20 protein-coding genes are annotated in these 17108 nt (G+C 67.8%); 13 read left to right on the top strand and 7 right to left on the bottom strand.

Going from position 1 to position 17108, the window contains the following annotated elements; translation table 11 throughout:
* Positions 1-4 precede the first annotated feature (4 nt).
* Entirely contained in the window at positions 5-922 is a 918-nt protein-coding gene (locus tag ACYVF6_RS04270; RefSeq protein WP_460515926.1) for a GAF and ANTAR domain-containing protein, read from the top strand.
* Positions 923-1004: 82 nt separating this feature from the next.
* On the opposite strand, the gene ACYVF6_RS04265 is transcribed toward ACYVF6_RS04270, so the two are convergent.
* A complete protein-coding gene (locus ACYVF6_RS04265; RefSeq protein ID WP_460515924.1) occupies positions 1005-1619 on the bottom strand; it encodes a lytic polysaccharide monooxygenase auxiliary activity family 9 protein in 615 nt (204 codons plus the stop codon).
* A 221-nt stretch (positions 1620-1840) separates the two neighbouring features.
* On the opposite strand from ACYVF6_RS04265, the gene ACYVF6_RS04260 reads away from it, so the two are divergent.
* From ACYVF6_RS04260 to def, 7 genes are read left to right on the top strand one after another with little or no spacing between them, the layout of a single operon-like run.
* A complete protein-coding gene (locus tag ACYVF6_RS04260) occupies positions 1841-2584 on the top strand; it encodes a DUF4129 domain-containing protein (RefSeq protein WP_460515922.1) in 744 nt (247 codons plus the stop codon).
* Positions 2581-3120 (top strand): hypothetical protein, encoded by a 540-nt coding sequence (locus ACYVF6_RS04255; RefSeq protein ID WP_460515920.1) that lies wholly within the window; start codon positions 2581-2583, stop codon positions 3118-3120. The genes ACYVF6_RS04260 and ACYVF6_RS04255 overlap by 4 nt, the downstream gene beginning before the upstream one ends.
* Positions 3087-4097, top strand: coding sequence for an AAA family ATPase (locus tag ACYVF6_RS04250; protein ID WP_460515918.1), 1011 nt, complete (start codon positions 3087-3089; stop codon positions 4095-4097). The genes ACYVF6_RS04255 and ACYVF6_RS04250 overlap by 34 nt, the downstream gene beginning before the upstream one ends.
* Positions 4094-5401 (top strand): DUF58 domain-containing protein, encoded by a 1308-nt coding sequence (locus ACYVF6_RS04245; RefSeq protein WP_460515916.1) that lies wholly within the window; start codon positions 4094-4096, stop codon positions 5399-5401. The genes ACYVF6_RS04250 and ACYVF6_RS04245 overlap by 4 nt, the downstream gene beginning before the upstream one ends.
* Positions 5398-5967, top strand: a complete 570-nt coding sequence (locus ACYVF6_RS04240; RefSeq protein ID WP_460515914.1) for a hypothetical protein — start codon at positions 5398-5400, stop codon at positions 5965-5967. The genes ACYVF6_RS04245 and ACYVF6_RS04240 overlap by 4 nt, the downstream gene beginning before the upstream one ends.
* 11 nt (positions 5968-5978) lie before the next feature.
* Complete coding sequence (locus ACYVF6_RS04235) at positions 5979-6656, top strand: BUD32 family EKC/KEOPS complex subunit (RefSeq protein WP_460515912.1); 678 nt, start codon at positions 5979-5981, stop codon at positions 6654-6656.
* Entirely contained in the window at positions 6569-7204 is a 636-nt protein-coding gene (def, locus tag ACYVF6_RS04230; protein WP_460515910.1) for a peptide deformylase, read from the top strand. The genes ACYVF6_RS04235 and def overlap by 88 nt, the downstream gene beginning before the upstream one ends.
* Here def and ACYVF6_RS04225 read toward each other — a convergent pair.
* From ACYVF6_RS04225 to ACYVF6_RS04215, 3 genes are read right to left on the bottom strand one after another with little or no spacing between them, the layout of a single operon-like run.
* Positions 7181-7639: a hypothetical protein gene (locus ACYVF6_RS04225; RefSeq protein ID WP_460515908.1), complete on the bottom strand. Its 459-nt coding sequence runs from the start codon at positions 7637-7639 to the stop codon at positions 7181-7183. The two genes, def and ACYVF6_RS04225, sit on opposite strands and share 24 nt — an antisense overlap.
* Positions 7636-8967, bottom strand: a complete 1332-nt coding sequence (locus ACYVF6_RS04220; RefSeq protein ID WP_460515906.1) for a NucA/NucB deoxyribonuclease domain-containing protein — start codon at positions 8965-8967, stop codon at positions 7636-7638. The genes ACYVF6_RS04225 and ACYVF6_RS04220 overlap by 4 nt, the downstream gene beginning before the upstream one ends.
* A gap of 37 nt (positions 8968-9004) precedes the next feature.
* Positions 9005-9763, bottom strand: coding sequence for an FG-GAP repeat domain-containing protein (locus tag ACYVF6_RS04215; RefSeq protein WP_460515904.1), 759 nt, complete (start codon positions 9761-9763; stop codon positions 9005-9007).
* Between the two features lie 720 nt (positions 9764-10483).
* Here ACYVF6_RS04215 and ACYVF6_RS04210 point away from each other — a divergent pair.
* Genes ACYVF6_RS04210 through ACYVF6_RS04200 form a run of 3 tightly spaced genes read left to right on the top strand, consistent with a single transcriptional unit; the run spans position 10484 to position 12666 of the window.
* Positions 10484-11248, top strand: a complete 765-nt coding sequence (locus tag ACYVF6_RS04210) for a hypothetical protein (RefSeq protein WP_460515902.1) — start codon at positions 10484-10486, stop codon at positions 11246-11248.
* Positions 11184-11768: a hypothetical protein gene (locus tag ACYVF6_RS04205; RefSeq protein ID WP_460515900.1), complete on the top strand. Its 585-nt coding sequence runs from the start codon at positions 11184-11186 to the stop codon at positions 11766-11768. Before ACYVF6_RS04210 ends, ACYVF6_RS04205 begins: the two co-directional genes overlap by 65 nt.
* Positions 11734-12666: a P-loop NTPase fold protein gene (locus ACYVF6_RS04200; RefSeq protein WP_460515898.1), complete on the top strand. Its 933-nt coding sequence runs from the start codon at positions 11734-11736 to the stop codon at positions 12664-12666. The genes ACYVF6_RS04205 and ACYVF6_RS04200 overlap by 35 nt, the downstream gene beginning before the upstream one ends.
* Here ACYVF6_RS04200 and ACYVF6_RS04195 read toward each other — a convergent pair.
* Positions 12656-13162, bottom strand: coding sequence for a DinB family protein (locus tag ACYVF6_RS04195; RefSeq protein ID WP_460515896.1), 507 nt, complete (start codon positions 13160-13162; stop codon positions 12656-12658). The genes ACYVF6_RS04200 and ACYVF6_RS04195 overlap by 11 nt on opposite strands.
* Before the next feature lie 165 nt (positions 13163-13327).
* Here ACYVF6_RS04195 and ACYVF6_RS04190 point away from each other — a divergent pair, with 165 nt between their 5' ends.
* Together ACYVF6_RS04190 and ACYVF6_RS04185 are read left to right on the top strand one after the other, a co-directional pair.
* Positions 13328-13669 carry a hypothetical protein gene (locus ACYVF6_RS04190; RefSeq protein WP_460515894.1) on the top strand — a complete coding sequence of 114 codons (342 nt, stop codon included), beginning with the start codon at positions 13328-13330 and terminating at the stop codon, positions 13667-13669.
* Between the two features lie 53 nt (positions 13670-13722).
* The gene (locus tag ACYVF6_RS04185; RefSeq protein WP_460515892.1) at positions 13723-15900 is read left to right on the top strand and encodes a carbon starvation CstA family protein; all 2178 of its coding nucleotides are present in this window, start codon (positions 13723-13725) and stop codon (positions 15898-15900) included.
* A 228-nt stretch (positions 15901-16128) separates the two neighbouring features.
* Here the strand turns inward: ACYVF6_RS04185 and ACYVF6_RS04180 are convergent, their stop codons facing one another.
* Both ACYVF6_RS04180 and ACYVF6_RS04175 read right to left on the bottom strand, forming a co-directional pair.
* Positions 16129-16506 carry a VOC family protein gene (locus ACYVF6_RS04180; protein ID WP_460515890.1) on the bottom strand — a complete coding sequence of 126 codons (378 nt, stop codon included), beginning with the start codon at positions 16504-16506 and terminating at the stop codon, positions 16129-16131.
* A complete protein-coding gene (locus tag ACYVF6_RS04175; RefSeq protein WP_460515888.1) occupies positions 16503-17105 on the bottom strand; it encodes a TetR/AcrR family transcriptional regulator in 603 nt (200 codons plus the stop codon). The genes ACYVF6_RS04180 and ACYVF6_RS04175 overlap by 4 nt, the downstream gene beginning before the upstream one ends.
* Positions 17106-17108: the final 3 nt, after the last annotated feature.

Genomic DNA, 17108 nt, shown 5'->3' with positions numbered 1-17108 from the left:
CTGTGTGACGGCGTCGAAGGAGGTACCCAGCAGCGTCGACGCCGTGCGGCGGCGTGCCGACGACGCGTCGCGACGCGCGAGCCGGGCGGACGAGGCCGCGGACCGGCACGAGCTGCTGGCCCGGCGTGACCCCGTGTCGATGCGCTCCTTCCACCTGAGCATGGCGAGGACCTACCGTCAGATCGCGTCCAGGCAGCAGATGTCGGCGACCCTGCAGGCGGCCTACGCCGACCGGCTGACGCGGTGGTACACCGAGACGCCCGGGCGGGGTGAGTACGGCCCCTTTCGTCCTCGCTTCATGGCAACGGTCGCCGAGACCTCCGGCGGTGACAGCGCCGCGCTGACATTGCGCGCACGGGGCCGGCTGAACGCCGTCACGGCCGCGTCGGACGCGACGGCCTCGGCGGCCCAGAGCTTCGAGTTCGAGCTCAACGAAGGACCGACGAGTGACGCGATGCGAACCCGCCGGCTGGTGTCGGCGGTCGACCACACGATCGCCGAGCACTGGCCGAACTACGGCCACGACCTGACCGAGCTCGGCGTGCGCGCGGTGGCCTCGGTCCCGCTCGTGGCGGCGGCGGAGTGCCTTGGAGCGCTCACGGTGTACGGCTCGCCGCCGATGTGCGCCGCGCCAGGTGTCGAGCGCCTGCGTTCCGTGGCGTCGGAGCTCACCCGGTCGGTGCTGCTGGCCCCCGAGTCGACGGCGATCGGGGAGGACGGCCTGCCGTACTTCCCGGCGGTCGAAGAGAGCGACGGCTGGGCCGTCGTGCATCAGGCGGCGGGAATGCTCGCCGCCCGTAACGAGTGCACGGTCTCCGATGCGTTCGCGTTGCTGCAGGCGCACGCGTTCGCCGAGAACACCGGCATTTCCTCAGTCGCCGCCCGGGTCGTACGCCGCGAGCTGGTGCTGCCGCAGGACTGACCGTGGGCGTGATGGCGCACGGCCAGTCCACCGGGTTGGGATCGGCGGCTGATGATCAGCCGGCAGTGGTCAGCTGGTCGCGTCAGCCGAAAGTGACGTCCGAGCACTGGTAGAACGCGTTGCCGGTGTCCTGGATCGTCCAGACGGCGAGGATCAGCTGCTTGCCCGACTTGCCGCCCGGCAGCGTTCCGGGGTGCGAGACCTGGGTGGGCGGTTGTTGTCCGTTGTAGGGAACGGACAGGAACGGCGTGAGCTCGAGGTCGGACCGGGTGAGCGGCCGGCCCGGGTCGTACCTGTCGTTGGTGATGTAGTAGTCGAACGACGCGGTGGAATGGGCTGCCGTCAGCGTCCAGGTGAACGTGTACGACGAGCCGGCGCTGACGTTGGTGGCCGGCCAGCCACCGCCGCGCGGGTCGTCGAGCTGGGCGAAACGGGAGTTGCCGCCGGCGCAGATGGTGCCGTCGGCCGGTCCCGCGTTCGGGAATCCCTTGGGTCCTTCGACGCTCTGCGGTTCCCACTGGATGTCACCACAGCCGGTGACGGCGCCCTGCTGGCAGAACTTCGCCCGGCTCGTCGGTGAGTTCGTGTAGCCATGGGCGTAGGCAGCCGGTGCGAACAGCCACACGGCTAGGGCGAGAACCATGGCCGGGACGGAGATCAGGGTTCCGGCGCGAGCGAGCTGACGTGATCTGTGCACTTTCCTCTCCTTCGGCTCGATCTGTGGGGTGGAGCCTGCGGTCGCGGAATTGCTGTGCCATCGATCCGGAGCGTGACAATCGCTGAATAATAGAAAACATTATTTACAGTGGCCTGTCAATAGGACCCGGCCCGATTTGCCATGAACGGGTATGGCGGCGGACTGACCGGTCCGTGACGGATCGACGCCCCGGTGGTGCCGGTTGTGCTTTGCTTGGACGGATGGATCGCCGGTGGAGCACTCGACAGCTGGGTCTGGCACTCGCGGTGCCGACGCTGCTGCTCCTGGTGATCGTGGCCTCGGTGCTGTCCGGTCCGGAGGTCACTCAGATCCCGATGCCGGCCGGCGAGCGCAGCGCCCCACCGATCACGCCCGCGCCGGGTACGGAAACACCGCTGCTGCCCACCATGTCGCCGTTCGCCAACAGCGGCGCCACCAGCCCGGAGTGGCTCGGGGTGCTCGTCAAGCTGCTCGCCGGCGTGCTGGCGGTGCTCGCGGTGGTGGTGGCCGGCCTGCTGATCTGGAAGTACGCACCCCGGCTGCGGCTCGCGTTCCGCCGGCCCGACACCTCGGAGAGCGAGGCCGACGCGCCTGCCGATGCCGGAGTCGCCGGGTCGGAGCAGGCGGTTCGTTCCGCGGTCGACACCGGAATCGGCGAGCTCGACGACGAGTCCGCCGATCCGCGCCGTGCCGTGATCGCCTGCTGGTTGCGTCTGGAGGCCGCGGCCACCTCGGCCGGTGTCGAGCACCCGCCACAGGACGCCCCGGCCGACCTGGTGACGAGGCTGCTGGAGCACTACGACGTGAGCCGGCCGCTGCTGCTGGGCTTCGCCGACCTCTACCGGCAGGCCCGCTACGCGCCCGCCGACGTCGACGACGCGATGCGGGTCCAGGCGCGCGAGACGCTGGTGCGGCTGCGCGCGGAGCTGTCGCGTACCCCGAGCTCGCCCGCGGAGGCGTCATGAGCCCTCGCCCGTCCGGCCGCGTGCTGCGTTCGTGGGCCCGGCAGGGTGTCCTGGCGGTCGTGATCGCGGTCGGGCTCTACGCGCTGAGCCGGTGGGGCGGTGGGCTCGACATCGCGTTCGGGCTGTGGCTCGTCGTGGTGCTGGCGGTGGTCGTGGGGCGGCTGGTCGTACGCGCGCTGCTTCCGCCGCGGCAGGTCGAGCTGCCGGTCCGCGAGGACACCGAGGCGAAGCTGCTCGGCCAGCTGCCGGACCGTCCGTTCACCGGCGCGCGGCGCTGGGAGGAGCGGCTCGAGCTGACCCGTGGCGACGCCGCGTACTTCGGCCGGGTGGTGCTGCCCGAGCTAGCCGCGCTGGTCGAGGATCGGCTGCGGTTGACTGGCGAGCTGGACCGGATGAACGACGTGCTGGGTGAGCGGACGGCGACGTTCCTGAACACCCCCAACCCGAAGCGAGTGCCGTCGCCGGCCGAGTTGTCGGCCGTCGTGGCGAAACTGGAGGAAGAGTGGACGCGGAACCGTCCGGCAAGCAGGGGCTGACCGTCGCCGACGCGAGCGTGCTGTGCCACAAGGTGCTCGACGCGGTCGGCGAGGTGATGGTCGGAAAGCGGGACGCGCTGGAGCTGGTGCTGGCAGGAGTCCTGGCCGGCGGCCACATCCTGCTGGAAGACCTGCCCGGCTTGGGAAAGACGTTGACCGCGCGCTCGCTGGCGCAGGCGCTCGGCGTGGGGTTCCGGCGGATCCAGTTCACGCCTGACCTGCTGCCCGCCGACGTGACGGGCTCGCTTCTCTACGACCAGCGCAACCACGACTTCACGTTCCGGCGCGGCCCGGTCTTCACCAACCTGTTGCTGGCCGACGAGATCAACCGCACGCCGCCGAAGACGCAGGCCGCGCTGCTCGAGGCCATGCAGGAGAAGCAGGTCTCGGTCGAGGGCACGACGTACCGGCTGGAGTCGCCGTTCCACGTCCTCGCCACGGCCAACCCGATCGAGTACGAAGGCACCTATCCGCTGCCGGAAGCTCAGCTCGACCGGTTCCTGCTGCGCGTGTCGTTCGGGTATCCCGACGAGGACGAGGAGTTCGACGTGCTGCGGCGCCGGATGGTGCGCCGGCGGGAGGAGGCCGAGGTCGCCCCGGTCGTCGACGGGCCGACGCTGCTGGCGATGCAGGAGACGCTCGAGGACGTCGCGGTCGAGGATTCGATCGGGCGCTACATCATCTCGATCGTCGCCGCCACCCGTGCCGAGGGACGTGTCCTGGTCGGTGCGTCGCCGCGCGGGTCGCTGGCTTTGCTCTTGCTGGCAAGGGCGAAGGCCGTGCTCGCCGCACGTGACTTCGTGGTGCCGGAGGATGTGAAGGACGTCGCCGTTCCGGCGCTGGCGCACCGCATCACGTTGCGGCCCGAGATGTGGTTGCAGCAGATCGACCCGAACCAGGTCGTGCGCGAGGCGCTGGCCTCGGTGACCGCGCCGGCGAGCGGAGCGTTGCCGACCTACACCAGCGGTGCTCAGTGAGCTCCAGACCGAGTTCGGCACCGAGCTGGACGCCGAGCGCGGCCCTGTCCAGGGCCGTTGTGCTGGTGCTCGTGCTGCTGGTGCTCGCGGTGGTCGGCGGCCGGGTCGACCTGGCCGTACTGGCTTCGCCTTTCGTGCTGGGGACGGCGCTCGCGCTGTGGCGCCGGCCCGCGCGGCCGCCGTCGGCGGTGGTTCGCACGAGCGAGGAGCCGGTCGTCGAGGGCGGTTCGATCGACGTGTCGGTTCAGGTGCGGAACCCAGACGAGGCGACGTACGACTTCGTGGTCATGCGCAGCCAGTACTCCTCGTGGCTCGAGCTGCACCGCGGTCGCGAGGTCTTCGCGGCCTCGGTGGGCGGCTCGCGGGTGGTGGACTTCGCCCTGCCGGGCAAGGCGTTGCGGTGGGGGTGGCTCGACTTCGGGCCGGTACGTCTTAACGCGGTGGCGTGTGACGGGCTCTTCCACGCCGGGGAGATCCGGGCCGAACCGGCTTCGCTGCGGGTGTTTCCGCTGACCCAGCCGTTCTCCGCGCACGACGCGATGCCGCGGGCGGCCGGGCTGGTCGGCGTCCACCGGTCGCGGCGATACGGCGACGGCGGCGAGCTGGCGGGCATCCGGCAGTTCATGCCGGGCGACCGGCTGCGGCGGATCGACTGGCGGGCGTCGCTGCGGGCGCGGGAACTGCACGTGGCGCAGACCTTGTCCGACCGTGACGCCGAGCTCGTGGTGCTGGTCGACGTGCTGCACGAGGCCGGGCCGTCGGGTGGGGTCGACGGGGCGCCGAGCGTCCTCGACACCTCGGTGCGGGCGGCCGCGGGTATCTCGCAGCACTTCCTCGGCCGCGGCGACCGCGTGATGCTGGTGGAGTACGGCGGCCGCGGGCGGACGCTGCGGGCGGGGAGCGGACGCAAGCAGTACTTGGCGATTCTGGGATGGCTGCTCGGCGTACGGTCGGGGGAGCGGCGGTACGGGCCGTCGGCTTCGGTGTTCGGCATGCATCGCGTGCCGAGTTCCGCGCTACTGGTGGTGCTGACGCCGCTGCTCGATCCTCGTTCGGTCGAGATGATGGCCAGGCTGGCGCGGTCGGGGCGGCCCGTGGTCGCCGTCGACACGTTGCCTTCGCAGGTGCGGCCGCCGCGGCGCAACCGGTGGACCGAGGTGGCGTACCGGATCTGGTTGCTGGAAAGGCAGAACACCATCAGCCGGCTGCTCGAGCACGGCGTGCCGACGGTCACCTGGGCCGGGGCGGGCTCGCTCGACGCGGTGCTGCGCGACGTCTCTCGGATGGCGGCGGCGCCGCGATGAGCTCGTACTTCGAGGGGATCCGGGAGACTGCTTCCGGGGCGGCGGGATCCGTTCGTGCGTTGGGGATCGTGCCGCTGCTGTTCCGGCTCGTCGTGTTCTTGTCGGGGTTCGTGGCCTTGGGTGCCGCGCTGCCCGCGGTGGCGCGACTGCCGCTGGTATACCTGGTGCTGGCCGGTGTCGCCCTGGTGCCGGCGGTGGTGCCGGGCACCTGGGTGGTGCTCGTGCTCGAGCTGCTGGCGGTGGTCGGGTGGGTGCTGCGTACGACGCTGCTCTCGGAGCCGATCGGCTTTGTGCCGTTGATGTCTCTGGCCGCCGGGTTGTACGTGCACCACGTGTCGTCGTCCTGGTCCGCGGCCTTGCCCCTGTCCGCGGTCGTGACCAGCTCGGTGTGGCTGCGCCCGTTGCTGCGGGTGGCCGGCGTGCTGGCGCTGACCGGCGCGCTGGCGGGCGTGGGGCTGTGGTTGACGAGCTGGGTCTCGGTCGTCTCCTCCGTCGTGGTTCCCGTTGTAGGCGTACTGGTCGCGCTCGTACTGACGGTCGTCCTGGCCGTCCGAGCACGAGACTAGGGTGGTGTTCGATGGCGTCTGGTGAGGTGATCGCGCGTGGGCGCGACTGCGAAATCATCGACCTGGGCGACGGCCTGGTCCTGCGCCGCGCGCTGAACGGGCGAAGCCTCGCAGCCGAGGCGTCCGTCATGGCCTTCGCTCACGCGGCAGGGGTTCCCGTACCGTCCGTGTCGTCGGTGACCCCCGAAGGTGCCATCGTCATGGAACGCGTCGACGGCCCGATGCTCGCCTCCCTGATCCGCTCCGGCGACCGCACCCCGGCCGATGCGGCCCGCATCGTACTGGACATGCACGCGCTGGTGAACGCCCTGCCGGCACCGGAAGGCCTGCGAAGCAAGGGATTGCCGGGCGACCGCCTGCTCCACCTCGACCTCCACGTCGAGAACATCCTGATCACCGCTCGCGGGCCCGTGTTACTCGACTGGGCCAACGCCAGCCGCGGCCCGGCGGCCGCCGACCTGGCGATGAGCTGGCTGATCATGTGCTCGCCCGCCCCAGCCGAAACCGAGGAGGTCCACCAGTTCCGGCTGGCCTTCCTGACCGAGCTCCGCTCCGGCCTCGACGCATCGGCAGTCGCCTCGGTCATGCCCGCGGTGACGGAATGGCGCGCCTCCGACCGAGCCCTGACCCCGTCGGAGTCGGCCGCCGTCCGCGAAGCGGGCAAGAGGTTCCCCGACCTCCCGGACTGACGCTACTTCGGCGGGTCGTCCGGGCCTGGCCCGAGCTCGTACGGCTCATCGACGACATGTTCGCCACAATGTGGGTCGCGGAGGGGTGCGGGTTGGCCGCCAACCAGGTCGATGTGGACCCCCAGCTGTTCGTCTACGACCTGACCGACGAGTACGGCGAGCGCCGCGCAGGGCACGTGTTCAACCCGGTCGTCGGTGTCCGCGAGACCAGCCACGACGAGGGCTGCCTGTCGATCCCGGGCGCCACCACGACAGTGGCGCGCCCGGCCCAGGTGATCCTGCGCGGCGTCGACCTGAACGGGATCCCGCTCACGCTGCGGGCCGAGGACTACTTCGCTCGTTGCCTGCAGCACGAGACCGAGCACCTGCTCGGCAAGCTCTACTCCGACCACGTGTCGAAGGCGAGCCGGCGTCGGGTCTCCGCCGACTCCGGTCGCCTCCGCGAGGACGTACTCGAACGGCGGGCTGCCCGGAGCGCCGCACTCGGCAAACAGCCCGCCGGATATCCGGTCACCCCGCCCGGCTCAACCGGCCGGCCAGAGCTGTAGCAGCCAGCGTTCCTCGACGTCGGTCTCGAACGCCTCGTCGTCGTCATCGCCGACGGTCGTGTGGACGTACGCGCGGATGTGGTACGGCCCCGGGCCTTCCAGCGCGAGCACGTGGGACGTCAGGTCTCCGGTGATGGACCGGAGTCGCAGCTGGTCGGAGTCGGAGACCAGGACGCCGACAGCGACAGCCCGCCACGGCTCAGGTGGATCTGGCGGCTCCGCCCGCCAGAGCTCGAGCCGGACCGGTACCGTCCGGTCGAGCGACTCGCTGTGGAACAGAGCACCGCCCGGACCGGCCACCATGCGCCATGGCCGGTCCGGGTCGACGGGCAGCCGGCCCGCGAGGTGGCGGCCGGCGACGTCCTGGAGCAGGAACTGTCCGTACTCCACGCGGATCGAGTCGTTGATCGCCTGCACTGGTTGCGGTTGTGTCATCGGATGATGATGTAGAACGGGTCGCCGTCGAGGATGTGGTCGGAGCCCAGCCAGGTGCCGTAGATGCGGCCGGCGGTCTCGTTGTGGGTGCCGGTGATCGCCCGCACCGCGTAGGTCAACGAGGAGGATTCGTCTACTCTGGCGGCGTTCTCGTAGGTCGTGGCGAAGGGATACTCGTCACATTGCTGTCGAACGTTGTTCTTGAGCGTGTAGCCGGTGCCGAAGTAGTGGCGGCAGGCGCGGCGTATCTTGCGGCGGGAGCCGTTGATGTCGTTCTCGGTGTCGTAGGCCTTGTAGAGGCGGTGCAACGGTTCCTCGCCGAACCTGCCGGGCACCTTCTTGCCGGCCGTGCCTGGCTTGGTCGAGGTGATGTTGGTCTGGGCGTCTCGGATGAACGTCGCGGACTCGCCGTAGGTGGGGTCGTTCGCGTTCAGGGACAGTGAGGACGAGACGTGGTTGAACACGCAGTGGCTGCCATAGACGTAGGCCGCCTCGTCGCAACGGAACGTCTCGGCCGGCGACATGGACGTACGGGGAACCCCGTCCGTGCCGACGATGGTGGCCAGCAGGTCGTAGCTGAAGAAGCCGCGCCTCTCGCCCGCGTAACTGTCGGCCGGCACGGTGGTAGTGGTCGCCGTCGAAGTGAACCACGCCGGCTGGGTGACCCCGTCGGTCTGCCACTCGGCGACGGTCCTCGTGACCGTTGCCGGGGTCGTCGCACAGGTACTCTGCCGGGCCGGGTCCGCGTTCAGGCAACCCAGCTTGAGGGTGAGCGTCGTGCCGGACTTGTTCACCTTGCCTTCGTCGCCAAGGTGGGTCAACCGGGCCCCGAACACGATCGTGTTGCTGCCGTTCTGTGCCACACCGATGAACGTGGACGCGAAATAGGTGGTCCCCACATGCACCCACACGCCATTGACCAGCTCGAAGTACTGCACCGTGACGTCGTTACGGCTGCAGGAGTTGTACTTGTTCTTGTACCAGAACGGCCGGTTGGGGTCGTACCGCTGCTCGCACTCCTCGAAGCTGACCGGGTCGATTCCAACCTGCGGCTCGTACTCGGCCGCCAGTATCTCATCGGCCGAAGTCTCGACGACGTACTTGCCGTCTTCGGCGAGCGTGTAGAGCTCCTTGCCCTTGGGCCCGGCAAGCAGCCGTTGCCGATGGATCTCCTCGGTCGCGGCGCGCGAGCCGGCATAGTGATACTCGCGGTCGACGTCGAGGGCCTGGGCCGGAACGTTCGGTGCCGGCTCGGCCACGGCCGGCAGGGTTATGGTCAGCGCCGCCACCAGAGCAGCGGCTGTCAGCTTGGCGATTCTTCGCATCATGTCCACCCCTGGTCGCGCTTGTCGTGGTTCGGCCTTTTCACGTGAGCAGATCCATGTTCTGCCAGCCGTAGCCGATCTGAACCGGAGTTCCCAGGCCTGGCGATGCGCCCCAGCCGTGGAACGGGTAATACATCAGCTTGCCGTCGGGCTGTGACTTCACGATGTCGTCCAGTCCGTCGCCGTTGATATCGATCAGGAACACGCAGTACGTGGTGGCATGGGTGAACTGGCCCATCGAGATATGGAAGATGTTGGCTTCGTTCAGGTCCCACGGCGGGCCGCTGGTGTACTTGTTCAGGTGACGGGCCGCCACCGTTTCGCCGTCGGTCAGGTCGGCGCCGGCCAGATCCGGGTTCTCCCGGCTCCACTCAGTCAGGAAGTTCCATTCGTCGACCATGTTGCCGTCGCCGTCGATGTCGTTGTCGTGCAGGAGAACGGCGGACCGGAAGGTGCCGACGCCGACGAACTTGCCCGTATGGAAGTACGCGTAGAGCCTGCCGGTGTTGTCGTCGAACCCGAGAATGTCGTCGAATCCGTCGGCATTGAGGTCGCCGAGCAGAATGACCTCGAGACCGTTCCAGCTGTTGCCGACCTGCACAGGTGAGAGCCAGGTGCTCGTACCGTTCAGCCGGCCGCTGTGCGGGAACACCAGCAGCGCGCCGTCGGATGCGCGGCCGGCGATCAGGTCGGCCGGCTTCTCGGAGGCGGTCTCGTACTCATCGGTGTCGCCGGTCACCTCGGCGACACCGATCCAGTTGTAGGCATCCCAGCCCGTGCCGACGAGAGTCTTCGACACGAACGTCGATGTTCCCTGCACCTTCTGCGAGTGGGTGTAGACGAACAGCGAACCACCGTTGAGGCCGGGCTGACGCGCGATGATGTCTGGCCAGCCATCTCCTGTGACATCATGCGATCGAGCGGTTGAGTGCTGAACCCGGTCGCCCGCGACGGCGGGCGCCACGTTGCTTTGTACGGTTTTCGGTGCATCGGACCCGGACATCAACGGCAGGCCCGATGCACCCACCGAACTGTCGGCCGGTTGCGGAGCAGGGGATGCGGCCGCTGGGGCGACGGGAATCAGCAGGGCCGCGGCCAAGAGCAGGAATCGGGTCGTGACCTTGCGGGTAAGCGGTTTCGGCGCCATGACGTGCCCTCTCGGCTGGGAGTGCAGTGTGGTGTTGGCTGTTCCTGAACCACGAGGCTTCGCCGAGAGCTGACGCTAGAGACGGCCGCTAACAATGCACTAACAAACGTGAAGGACCAGGCGCGCTTTATTCCACCCGGAGCACGAATTCGGACCGGATTGCACAGAATTGCCGCGAGCTGCTCCTCAACTCCGAATCGTTCACAATTGATCTCGATCGCGGCGTGATCGCCACGGTCGTGCCGGGCTTGACCGAACCGCGGGCCTCCGACCGAGCCCTGGCACCCGAAGAGTCCGCTGCCGTCCGCAGTGCCGCCGGAAGGTTCCCCGAACTCCCAGCCTGAACCGGAGTTCTCCCTCTAGGTTGACGCCATGAGCTTGGAGCGGTTGGCGGAAGCCGTTGTCGAGGTCGCGGCGAAGATCTCCCTGGGCAACCACAGGTTCGCGGAGCGACCGGAGCTGAGTGCCAAGGAACGCATACTGGCCAGAAGACCAAGCGTGCCGTTTGGCGAATTGACCGCAGATGTCGTCGCTCGGTTGAGCACGTTGGTCGAGGCCGCTCACGCCGAGACGGTCGAACGTGTGGACCAGACCCTACGCAACGCCGTGCTGAGCCAGGACCTGCTAACCGAGGGGGACTCCGTCGGCGGCTTGTTCGACGCACTCATCGGACAGCGTGGAGGCAGCGTCGATATGTCGGCCGCCTATACCTCCTTGATGCGTGCGTGCTGCTGGGAGATCATCACATGTACGAGAGCGCTGTGGAACCATCTGAACGCACCGACGGCTTTGGACCGGCCCCGGTGGCGCCAGCTCTACAGCGGCGGTCCGATCCGATCACTCGCCGCCGTTCAGCTGGAGACCGGACCGTACATCGTCGCCGGCGGCGAGAATGGGGCGGTCATGCTCGACCAGTTCACCGGCACCACCGCCCAGGTCGACCGCCACGACACTTTCCCGGTGACCGCGGTGGCCACCGGGATCGCACCCGTCCCCATCGCGGTTCTTGGCACATCCGCTGGTGAAGTGCGGGTGGCAGCGATTCCATCTTCCTCGGCGAAGTTCCCAGCCATTGGCGGCAGCTGGCAGAGCCCAGGCCGCGCGGAAGGAGTTCGAACGGCAGCGCGACGAAGCTGAGCAGAAGCTCCAGCAGATCAACACGGAGCTCGACAGTACCGACGACACGCCGGTCGGCTTTCGGGAGGCACTCCGCAATGCCAACCTGCCCGAGCAGGTCGTCCAGACGCTGGATGCGAAGTCGGCGGTCGAGTTGAACGGCATCACAAGCCGCGTACGGTTCCTCTTTCGTCGCTCCGGCTGGCCGATGCGCCTGCTGATGCTCGCCACCACCGCCTACGTCATCGCCGGACCGGCGATGATCGCCACCTTGCTGCCGGCTTGGACGTTCTCCATCTACGCCGCAGGAACCGTCATCGGTGCGGGGATCGTTCTGCGAGCAACCGAGGCGCTTCGCACCGCGGAGGAGATCGTCCGGAAGGTCGACGAGCGTCGTCGGGAGCCGTTGCTGCGGCTGATCGAGAAGTATGAAGCCGAGCGAGCCGAGGCCGTCTACCGGCGGCACGAGGGCATCATTTCGACTATCCGACGCGACCTAAAAAGAGTTGAGCCACCGGCTGACAACGCGAACGGACGTTGAACGGATCGTCCTGTACATCGACGATCTCGACCGCTGTCCGCCCGATCGTGTCGTGGACGTACTCCAGGCCGTGCACCTGCTGCTCGCGTTCCCGCTCTTCGTCGTGGTCGTCGGCGTCGATTCGCGGTGGTTGTTGCGCTCACTCCACCACCACTACGCCGACCTCATGCAAAGCCATGAGACTCCGCAGAACTACCTGGAGAAAATCTTCCAGATCTCGTTGTGCCTGCCACCGATGACCCAGCAGGGGTACGCCGATCTGGTCACGGCGGACCTGTTGCCCGAGTTCGTGAGTCCAGAGCCCACGACCGGTTCCGGTGCCGACGAAATCGAGCAGGCCAAGGCAGCCAGCCCACAAGGCGGGCCGGACGATGTTCCGCAGCAGACAGACGACGAATCCCCACCAGTGCAAGCCGCACAAGCACCTTCGGAGGTTCGGCGGGTCAGCACCCGTGTACAGAGGCAACGTGTCCTCGCGCGGGCGTTGCGGTTGAAGCCCGACGAACGGCAGCTCATCATCGACGCTCACCCGTTGATCGGCACGCCGCGCAGTGCAAAGCGGCTCGTCAACGTCTATCGGCTGCTACGTGCCGGCCTCCCGCCACACGAGCGCGACCAGTTCGCCCAAGGCGAGTTTCGCGCAGTCATAGTGTTGCTCGGCATTCTTGTTGGCTTTCCGCTGCAAGGCGCACGACTCCTCGAGGCACTCCCCAGCTACTCGGGACCGACCCTCCTCGAGCTCCTCGACGCCAACGGGGACGGCTGGGCGACGATCGCCCTCGCGGTCCGCCAGATCGGTGCGACCACCGACATCCCACAGGACGCCGGGACGTATGCACGCTGGGCACCGAAAGTCGCCCGCTACTCGTTCCGGACCGGTCACCTGTTCAACGGGTGACGTCCCGTTTCCAGATGCGGCCGGTCACCCAGGCGTACTCCCAGGCTTGGAGGTCGGGAGGCTCGATGCCGAGGCCGGTGAGGATCGCGCAGACCTGCTCGCGGTGATGGTTCGCGTGGTTCAGCGCCTGCGCCACCAGGATGCCGAGCCGGACTTCCTCCGCCCCGTCGTCGACGACGAGGGTGCGTTCGACGTCGATCGGGGTGGCGAGCACCTGCTCCCACAGCTTCGACAGCTCCACCACGCGCTCCGCCAGCACCGGCAGGTCCACGTCCGACTCGCTGTCGGCCCACTCGAGGGGGACATCCAGCAGCCGCCGGACGTACGAGCCGTCGCAGACGATGATGTGGTCGAGCGTCTCGCGGATGTCGCCGTACGTGCCGACTCCGCGCGCACGGATCTGATCCTCGGACAGGCTCTGCTCGCGGCAGAACTCCACCAGCCGTCCGGTGGCCCAGACGTTGTGCCGGATCGAGTCGAACAGGACCTCGTTCATACTGCCGAACACTAGCCGGGCGCCCGGCTTTTCGGTCAATGAAATATGCGGCCGGTCCAGGCCGGACCCGCTGTACCCGAGAGTTGCGGAAGAGTAACATCCGCCACCAGGACGACACCGTGTCGTAACGTATGTCCCGACCGAATCGGGCCGGAGGTGGGCGAGATGACCATCAAGGTCACGGCAGCGGCGAACGAAGCGCTGCGTCCGGGTGAGGTCGTTCTGATCGACTGGCACACGACCGGGCTCTGTTGCGCCGACGCCGGCGAGTTCTCCGTACGGCCGATCCAGCGGCGCAAGGTTCCCGGCACCATGCGGCCGCAAAGCCAGCCCGCGGACGAGTGTGCGGTATACGTACACCCCACCGCCTGGTGGCACCTCGCCGAGCTCGACGTCACCGTCGACTGCAAGCGGTACGGCTTCTTGCGCCACTTCAAGACAGACCTTCCTCCGGACGCGGGACTGCGCGCCTGCATGGGCCGCCTGAACCATCAGCCCGCGAAATAGCCGACTGGGGCAACACCTTCGGAGGACACAACAAAACATCGCAAAGGAGAACCGTGAATCGCATAAATGTGCGTTCGGTGGTGATCTGGACAGCGGTCGCCATCGTCGGTGCGGTGTCGTGGGGCGTGCTCGCGCTGGCGCGGGGTGAGAACGTCAACGCCGTTTGGCTGCTCGGCGCGGCGCTTGGCTCCTACGCCATCGCCTATCGCTTCTACGCTCGCTTCATTGTCAAGCACGTCTTGCGTACCGACGATACGCGGGCAACGCCGGCTGAACGCCTCAACAACGGCATCGACTATCACCCGACCGATCGCCGTGTGCTGTTCGGGCACCACTTCGCGGCCATCGCAGGGGCCGGTCCGCTCGTCGGCCCGGTGCTCGCGGCGCAGATGGGTTACTTGCCGGGCACGATCTGGATCATCGTCGGCGTCATCTTCGCCGGCGCGGTCCAGGACATGGTGATCCTGTTCTTCTCGATGCGCCGTAACGGCCGCAGCCTCGGCCAGATGGCGCGCGACGAGATCGGTCCGGTCGGTGGCATCGCCGCGCTGGTCGCGGTGTTCACCATCATGATCATCCTGCTCGGCGTGCTCGCGCTGGTCGTCGTCAACGCGCTGGCGAAGTCGCCGTGGGGCACGTTCTCCCTCGCGATGTCGATCCCCATTGCTTTGTTCATGGGCTTCTACCTGCGCTGGTGGCGGCCCGGCAAGGTGATCGAGGTCTCGATCATCGGTGTCGGCCTGCTGTTGCTGGCGATCGTCTCCGGCGGCTGGGTGCAGAACTCCAGCCTGGCCGACACGTTCACCCTGTCGCCGCAGGCGTTGTCGCTCGCGCTGATCGTGTACGGCTTCGTCGCCGCCGTGCTGCCGGTGTGGATGTTGCTGGCACCGCGCGACTATCTCTCGACGTTCATGAAGATCGGCACGATCGTCCTGCTCGCACTCGGTGTGGCGCTCACGCTGCCCAGCATGCAGACGACGGCGTTCACCGACTTCGCGTTCAACGGCAAAGGGCCGGTCTTCGCCGGCTCGCTGTTCCCGTTCGTGTTCATCACGATCGCCTGCGGCGCCCTGTCCGGATTCCACGCGCTGATCTCCTCGGGCACGACTCCCAAGATGATCCAGAAGGAGTCGCAGGTACGCATGATCGGCTACGGCGCCATGCTGATGGAGTCGTTCGTCGCCATCATGGCGATCATCGCGGCCTGCGTGCTCGACCCCGGTCTCTACTTCGCGATGAACTCACCCGCGGCAGCCCTCGGCGACACGCTCGGCTCGGCCAGCACGTTCGTGACCGGGCTCGGGTTCACGATCACGCCGGACCAGCTACAGGCGGCGGCACAAGCGGTCGGTGAGGAGTCCCTGATCGCCCGCACAGGCGGTGCGCCGACGCTGGCGGTCGGCATGTCGGAGATCTTCTCCGGCCTGATCGGCGGCGCCGGGCTGAAGGCGTTCTGGTACCACTTCGCCATCATGTTCGAAGCGCTGTTCATCCTCACCACGGTCGACGCCGGCACGCGAGTTGGCCGGTTCATGCTGCAGGACACGCTCGGCAACATCTGGAAGCCGATCTCGCGCGTGAGCTGGTGGCCGGGTCTCGCCGGAACCAGCGCGGTCGTCGTCGCGGGCTGGGGCTACTTCCTCTACCAAGGCGTCACCAACCCGCTCGGCGGCATCAACCAGCTGTTCCCGCTGTTCGGCATCGCCAACCAGCTGCTCGCCGCGGTCGCGTTGACAGTGGCCACGACGCTGTTGATCAAGAGTGGCCGGCTGAAATGGGCCTGGATCACGGCGATACCACTGGCCTGGGACGCCATCGTCACGTTGACGGCGAGCTACCAGAAGGTGTTCTCCGACGACCCGAAGATGGGCTTCTTCGCGCAGCGCCAGGTCGCTGTCGACGCGTTGAACGCGGGCAAGACCGAACTACCGCCGTCGGCACACAACGTCGACCAGATCAACCAGATCATCGTGAACACCACGGTCGACGGCATCCTGGCGGCGCTGTACGCCGTGCTGATCATCATCGTGATCGGTGACGCCGTACGCATCTGGATCAAGGCGATCCGCACGTCCGAGCCGATACCGAGCTCGGAGACGGAGTACGTCAAGTCCGAGATCATCGCGCCGGCCGGGCTGATCCCGACCAGAGCGGAACGCGAGCTGCTGAAGGCAGGAGCGGGATCCGCTGGCGACGGTTCCGGAGGCGGTTCCGGAGGTGGCTCCGGCTGAGTGGGGCAACGCGGGGACGGAATGCCGGTGGAGTAGTTCCCGAATTCCGTCCCCGCGTTGTGTGCGGTGCCAGAAGCTGGTCCGCGGGGCGCGACAATGGGCGTATTTCGGAGGTACGGCCTGTCGCGCCTTGTGTCAAGAGTGGAACGAAAACACCCGTAACGTCAAGTCTGCCCTGCCTTTCGGCAAGGTGAAATTGACAATGGGTGATCTGGATAGCGCCAGGCCCTATTCCCGGACCAAGCAGAAGGGATGCCCGGCCAGGTCGGCGTAGATCCGCCAGCTGCGCTTGCCGTCGCCGGGATCCAGCAGCTTCCCGCCCGCGGCGAGCACCTCGCGCTCGGCTGCGTCCAGGTCGCTCACGCCGACGTCAAGATGGAACTGCTGCGGCCGCGACGGGTCCGGCCAGGCCGGCGGGTGGTAGTCGGCGACACCCTGGAAGCAGAGCACGAGCCCCGTCTCGAGGTGCAGCGTCGCCCAGTCCGCGCTCAGGCCCCAGCGCCGGTCGCGCCGGTCGACCTCACCGCCGACCAGCGCGTGGTAGAACCGGACCAGCTCAGCCGGCTCGGGGCAGTCGAGAACCACGCATTGGAGGGTTCCGATCATGCCGGGACTGTAGCGTCCGCGGCTCCCTCTCCGGCACCCCACGCGTGCAGCAACGGCAGCAGCGTACGGTCGACGGCCGCCCGTAGGAAGTCGTCGTCGAGCGCCTCGCCGGCCCGCAGCATCCGGTGCCACACCACCGCCTCGAGCACGGAGTGCAGTTCGCCGGGCTCGACCGGCTGCCTGATCTCTCCGCGCGTCAGTGCCCGCTCCAGCACGGCGCCGAGGTGCTCGACGCTCGGCTGGGGCACGTTCTGCCGGAACGTGTCGGCGAGCTCCGGATCGGAGACGAGAGTGGGCAGCAGCCCGAGAACGACCGGCAGCTTGCGCTCGATCGCACGGCGGTAGGCCTGGCACAGCAGGAGCAGGTCGGCTCGCAGCGAGCCGGTGTCGGGCACGGGCTGGCTCTCGGTGTGCATGCGCTGGCACACCAGGTCGGTGACGAGTTGTGCCTTGCCGGACCAGCGGCGGTAGATCGTGGCCTTGCTCGCACCTGCCCGGCGCGCGATCTGGTCGATCGACATGCGCTCGTAGCCGTGCTCACCCAACAGTTCGAGCGTGGCGTCCAGGATCGCCCCTTCACGGTCTGGGTCAAATGCCACGCA

It is taken from the genome of Flindersiella endophytica (genome assembly GCF_054779015.1).
This window is presented reverse-complemented; position numbering and strand designations above follow the sequence as displayed.

Bases quoted from the DNA above. Each gene is read 5' to 3' on its own strand.
- ACYVF6_RS04260 (WP_460515922.1), top strand. From the start codon at position 1,841: ATGGATCGCCGGTGGAGCACTCGACAGCTGGGTCTGGCACTCGCGGTG.
- ACYVF6_RS04255 (WP_460515920.1), top strand. From the start codon at position 2,581: ATGAGCCCTCGCCCGTCCGGCCGCGTGCTGCGTTCGTGGGCCCGGCAG.
- ACYVF6_RS04240 (WP_460515914.1), top strand. From the start codon at position 5,398: ATGAGCTCGTACTTCGAGGGGATCCGGGAGACTGCTTCCGGGGCGGCG.
- ACYVF6_RS04235 (WP_460515912.1), top strand. From the start codon at position 5,979: ATGGCGTCTGGTGAGGTGATCGCGCGTGGGCGCGACTGCGAAATCATC.
- def (WP_460515910.1), top strand. From the start codon at position 6,569: ATGGCGCGCCTCCGACCGAGCCCTGACCCCGTCGGAGTCGGCCGCCGT.
- ACYVF6_RS04225 (WP_460515908.1), bottom strand. From the start codon at position 7,639: ATGACACAACCGCAACCAGTGCAGGCGATCAACGACTCGATCCGCGTG.
- ACYVF6_RS04220 (WP_460515906.1), bottom strand. From the start codon at position 8,967: ATGATGCGAAGAATCGCCAAGCTGACAGCCGCTGCTCTGGTGGCGGCG.
- ACYVF6_RS04210 (WP_460515902.1), top strand. From the start codon at position 10,484: ATGAGCTTGGAGCGGTTGGCGGAAGCCGTTGTCGAGGTCGCGGCGAAG.
- ACYVF6_RS04195 (WP_460515896.1), bottom strand. From the start codon at position 13,162: ATGAACGAGGTCCTGTTCGACTCGATCCGGCACAACGTCTGGGCCACC.
- ACYVF6_RS04190 (WP_460515894.1), top strand. From the start codon at position 13,328: ATGACCATCAAGGTCACGGCAGCGGCGAACGAAGCGCTGCGTCCGGGT.
- ACYVF6_RS04180 (WP_460515890.1), bottom strand. From the start codon at position 16,506: ATGATCGGAACCCTCCAATGCGTGGTTCTCGACTGCCCCGAGCCGGCT.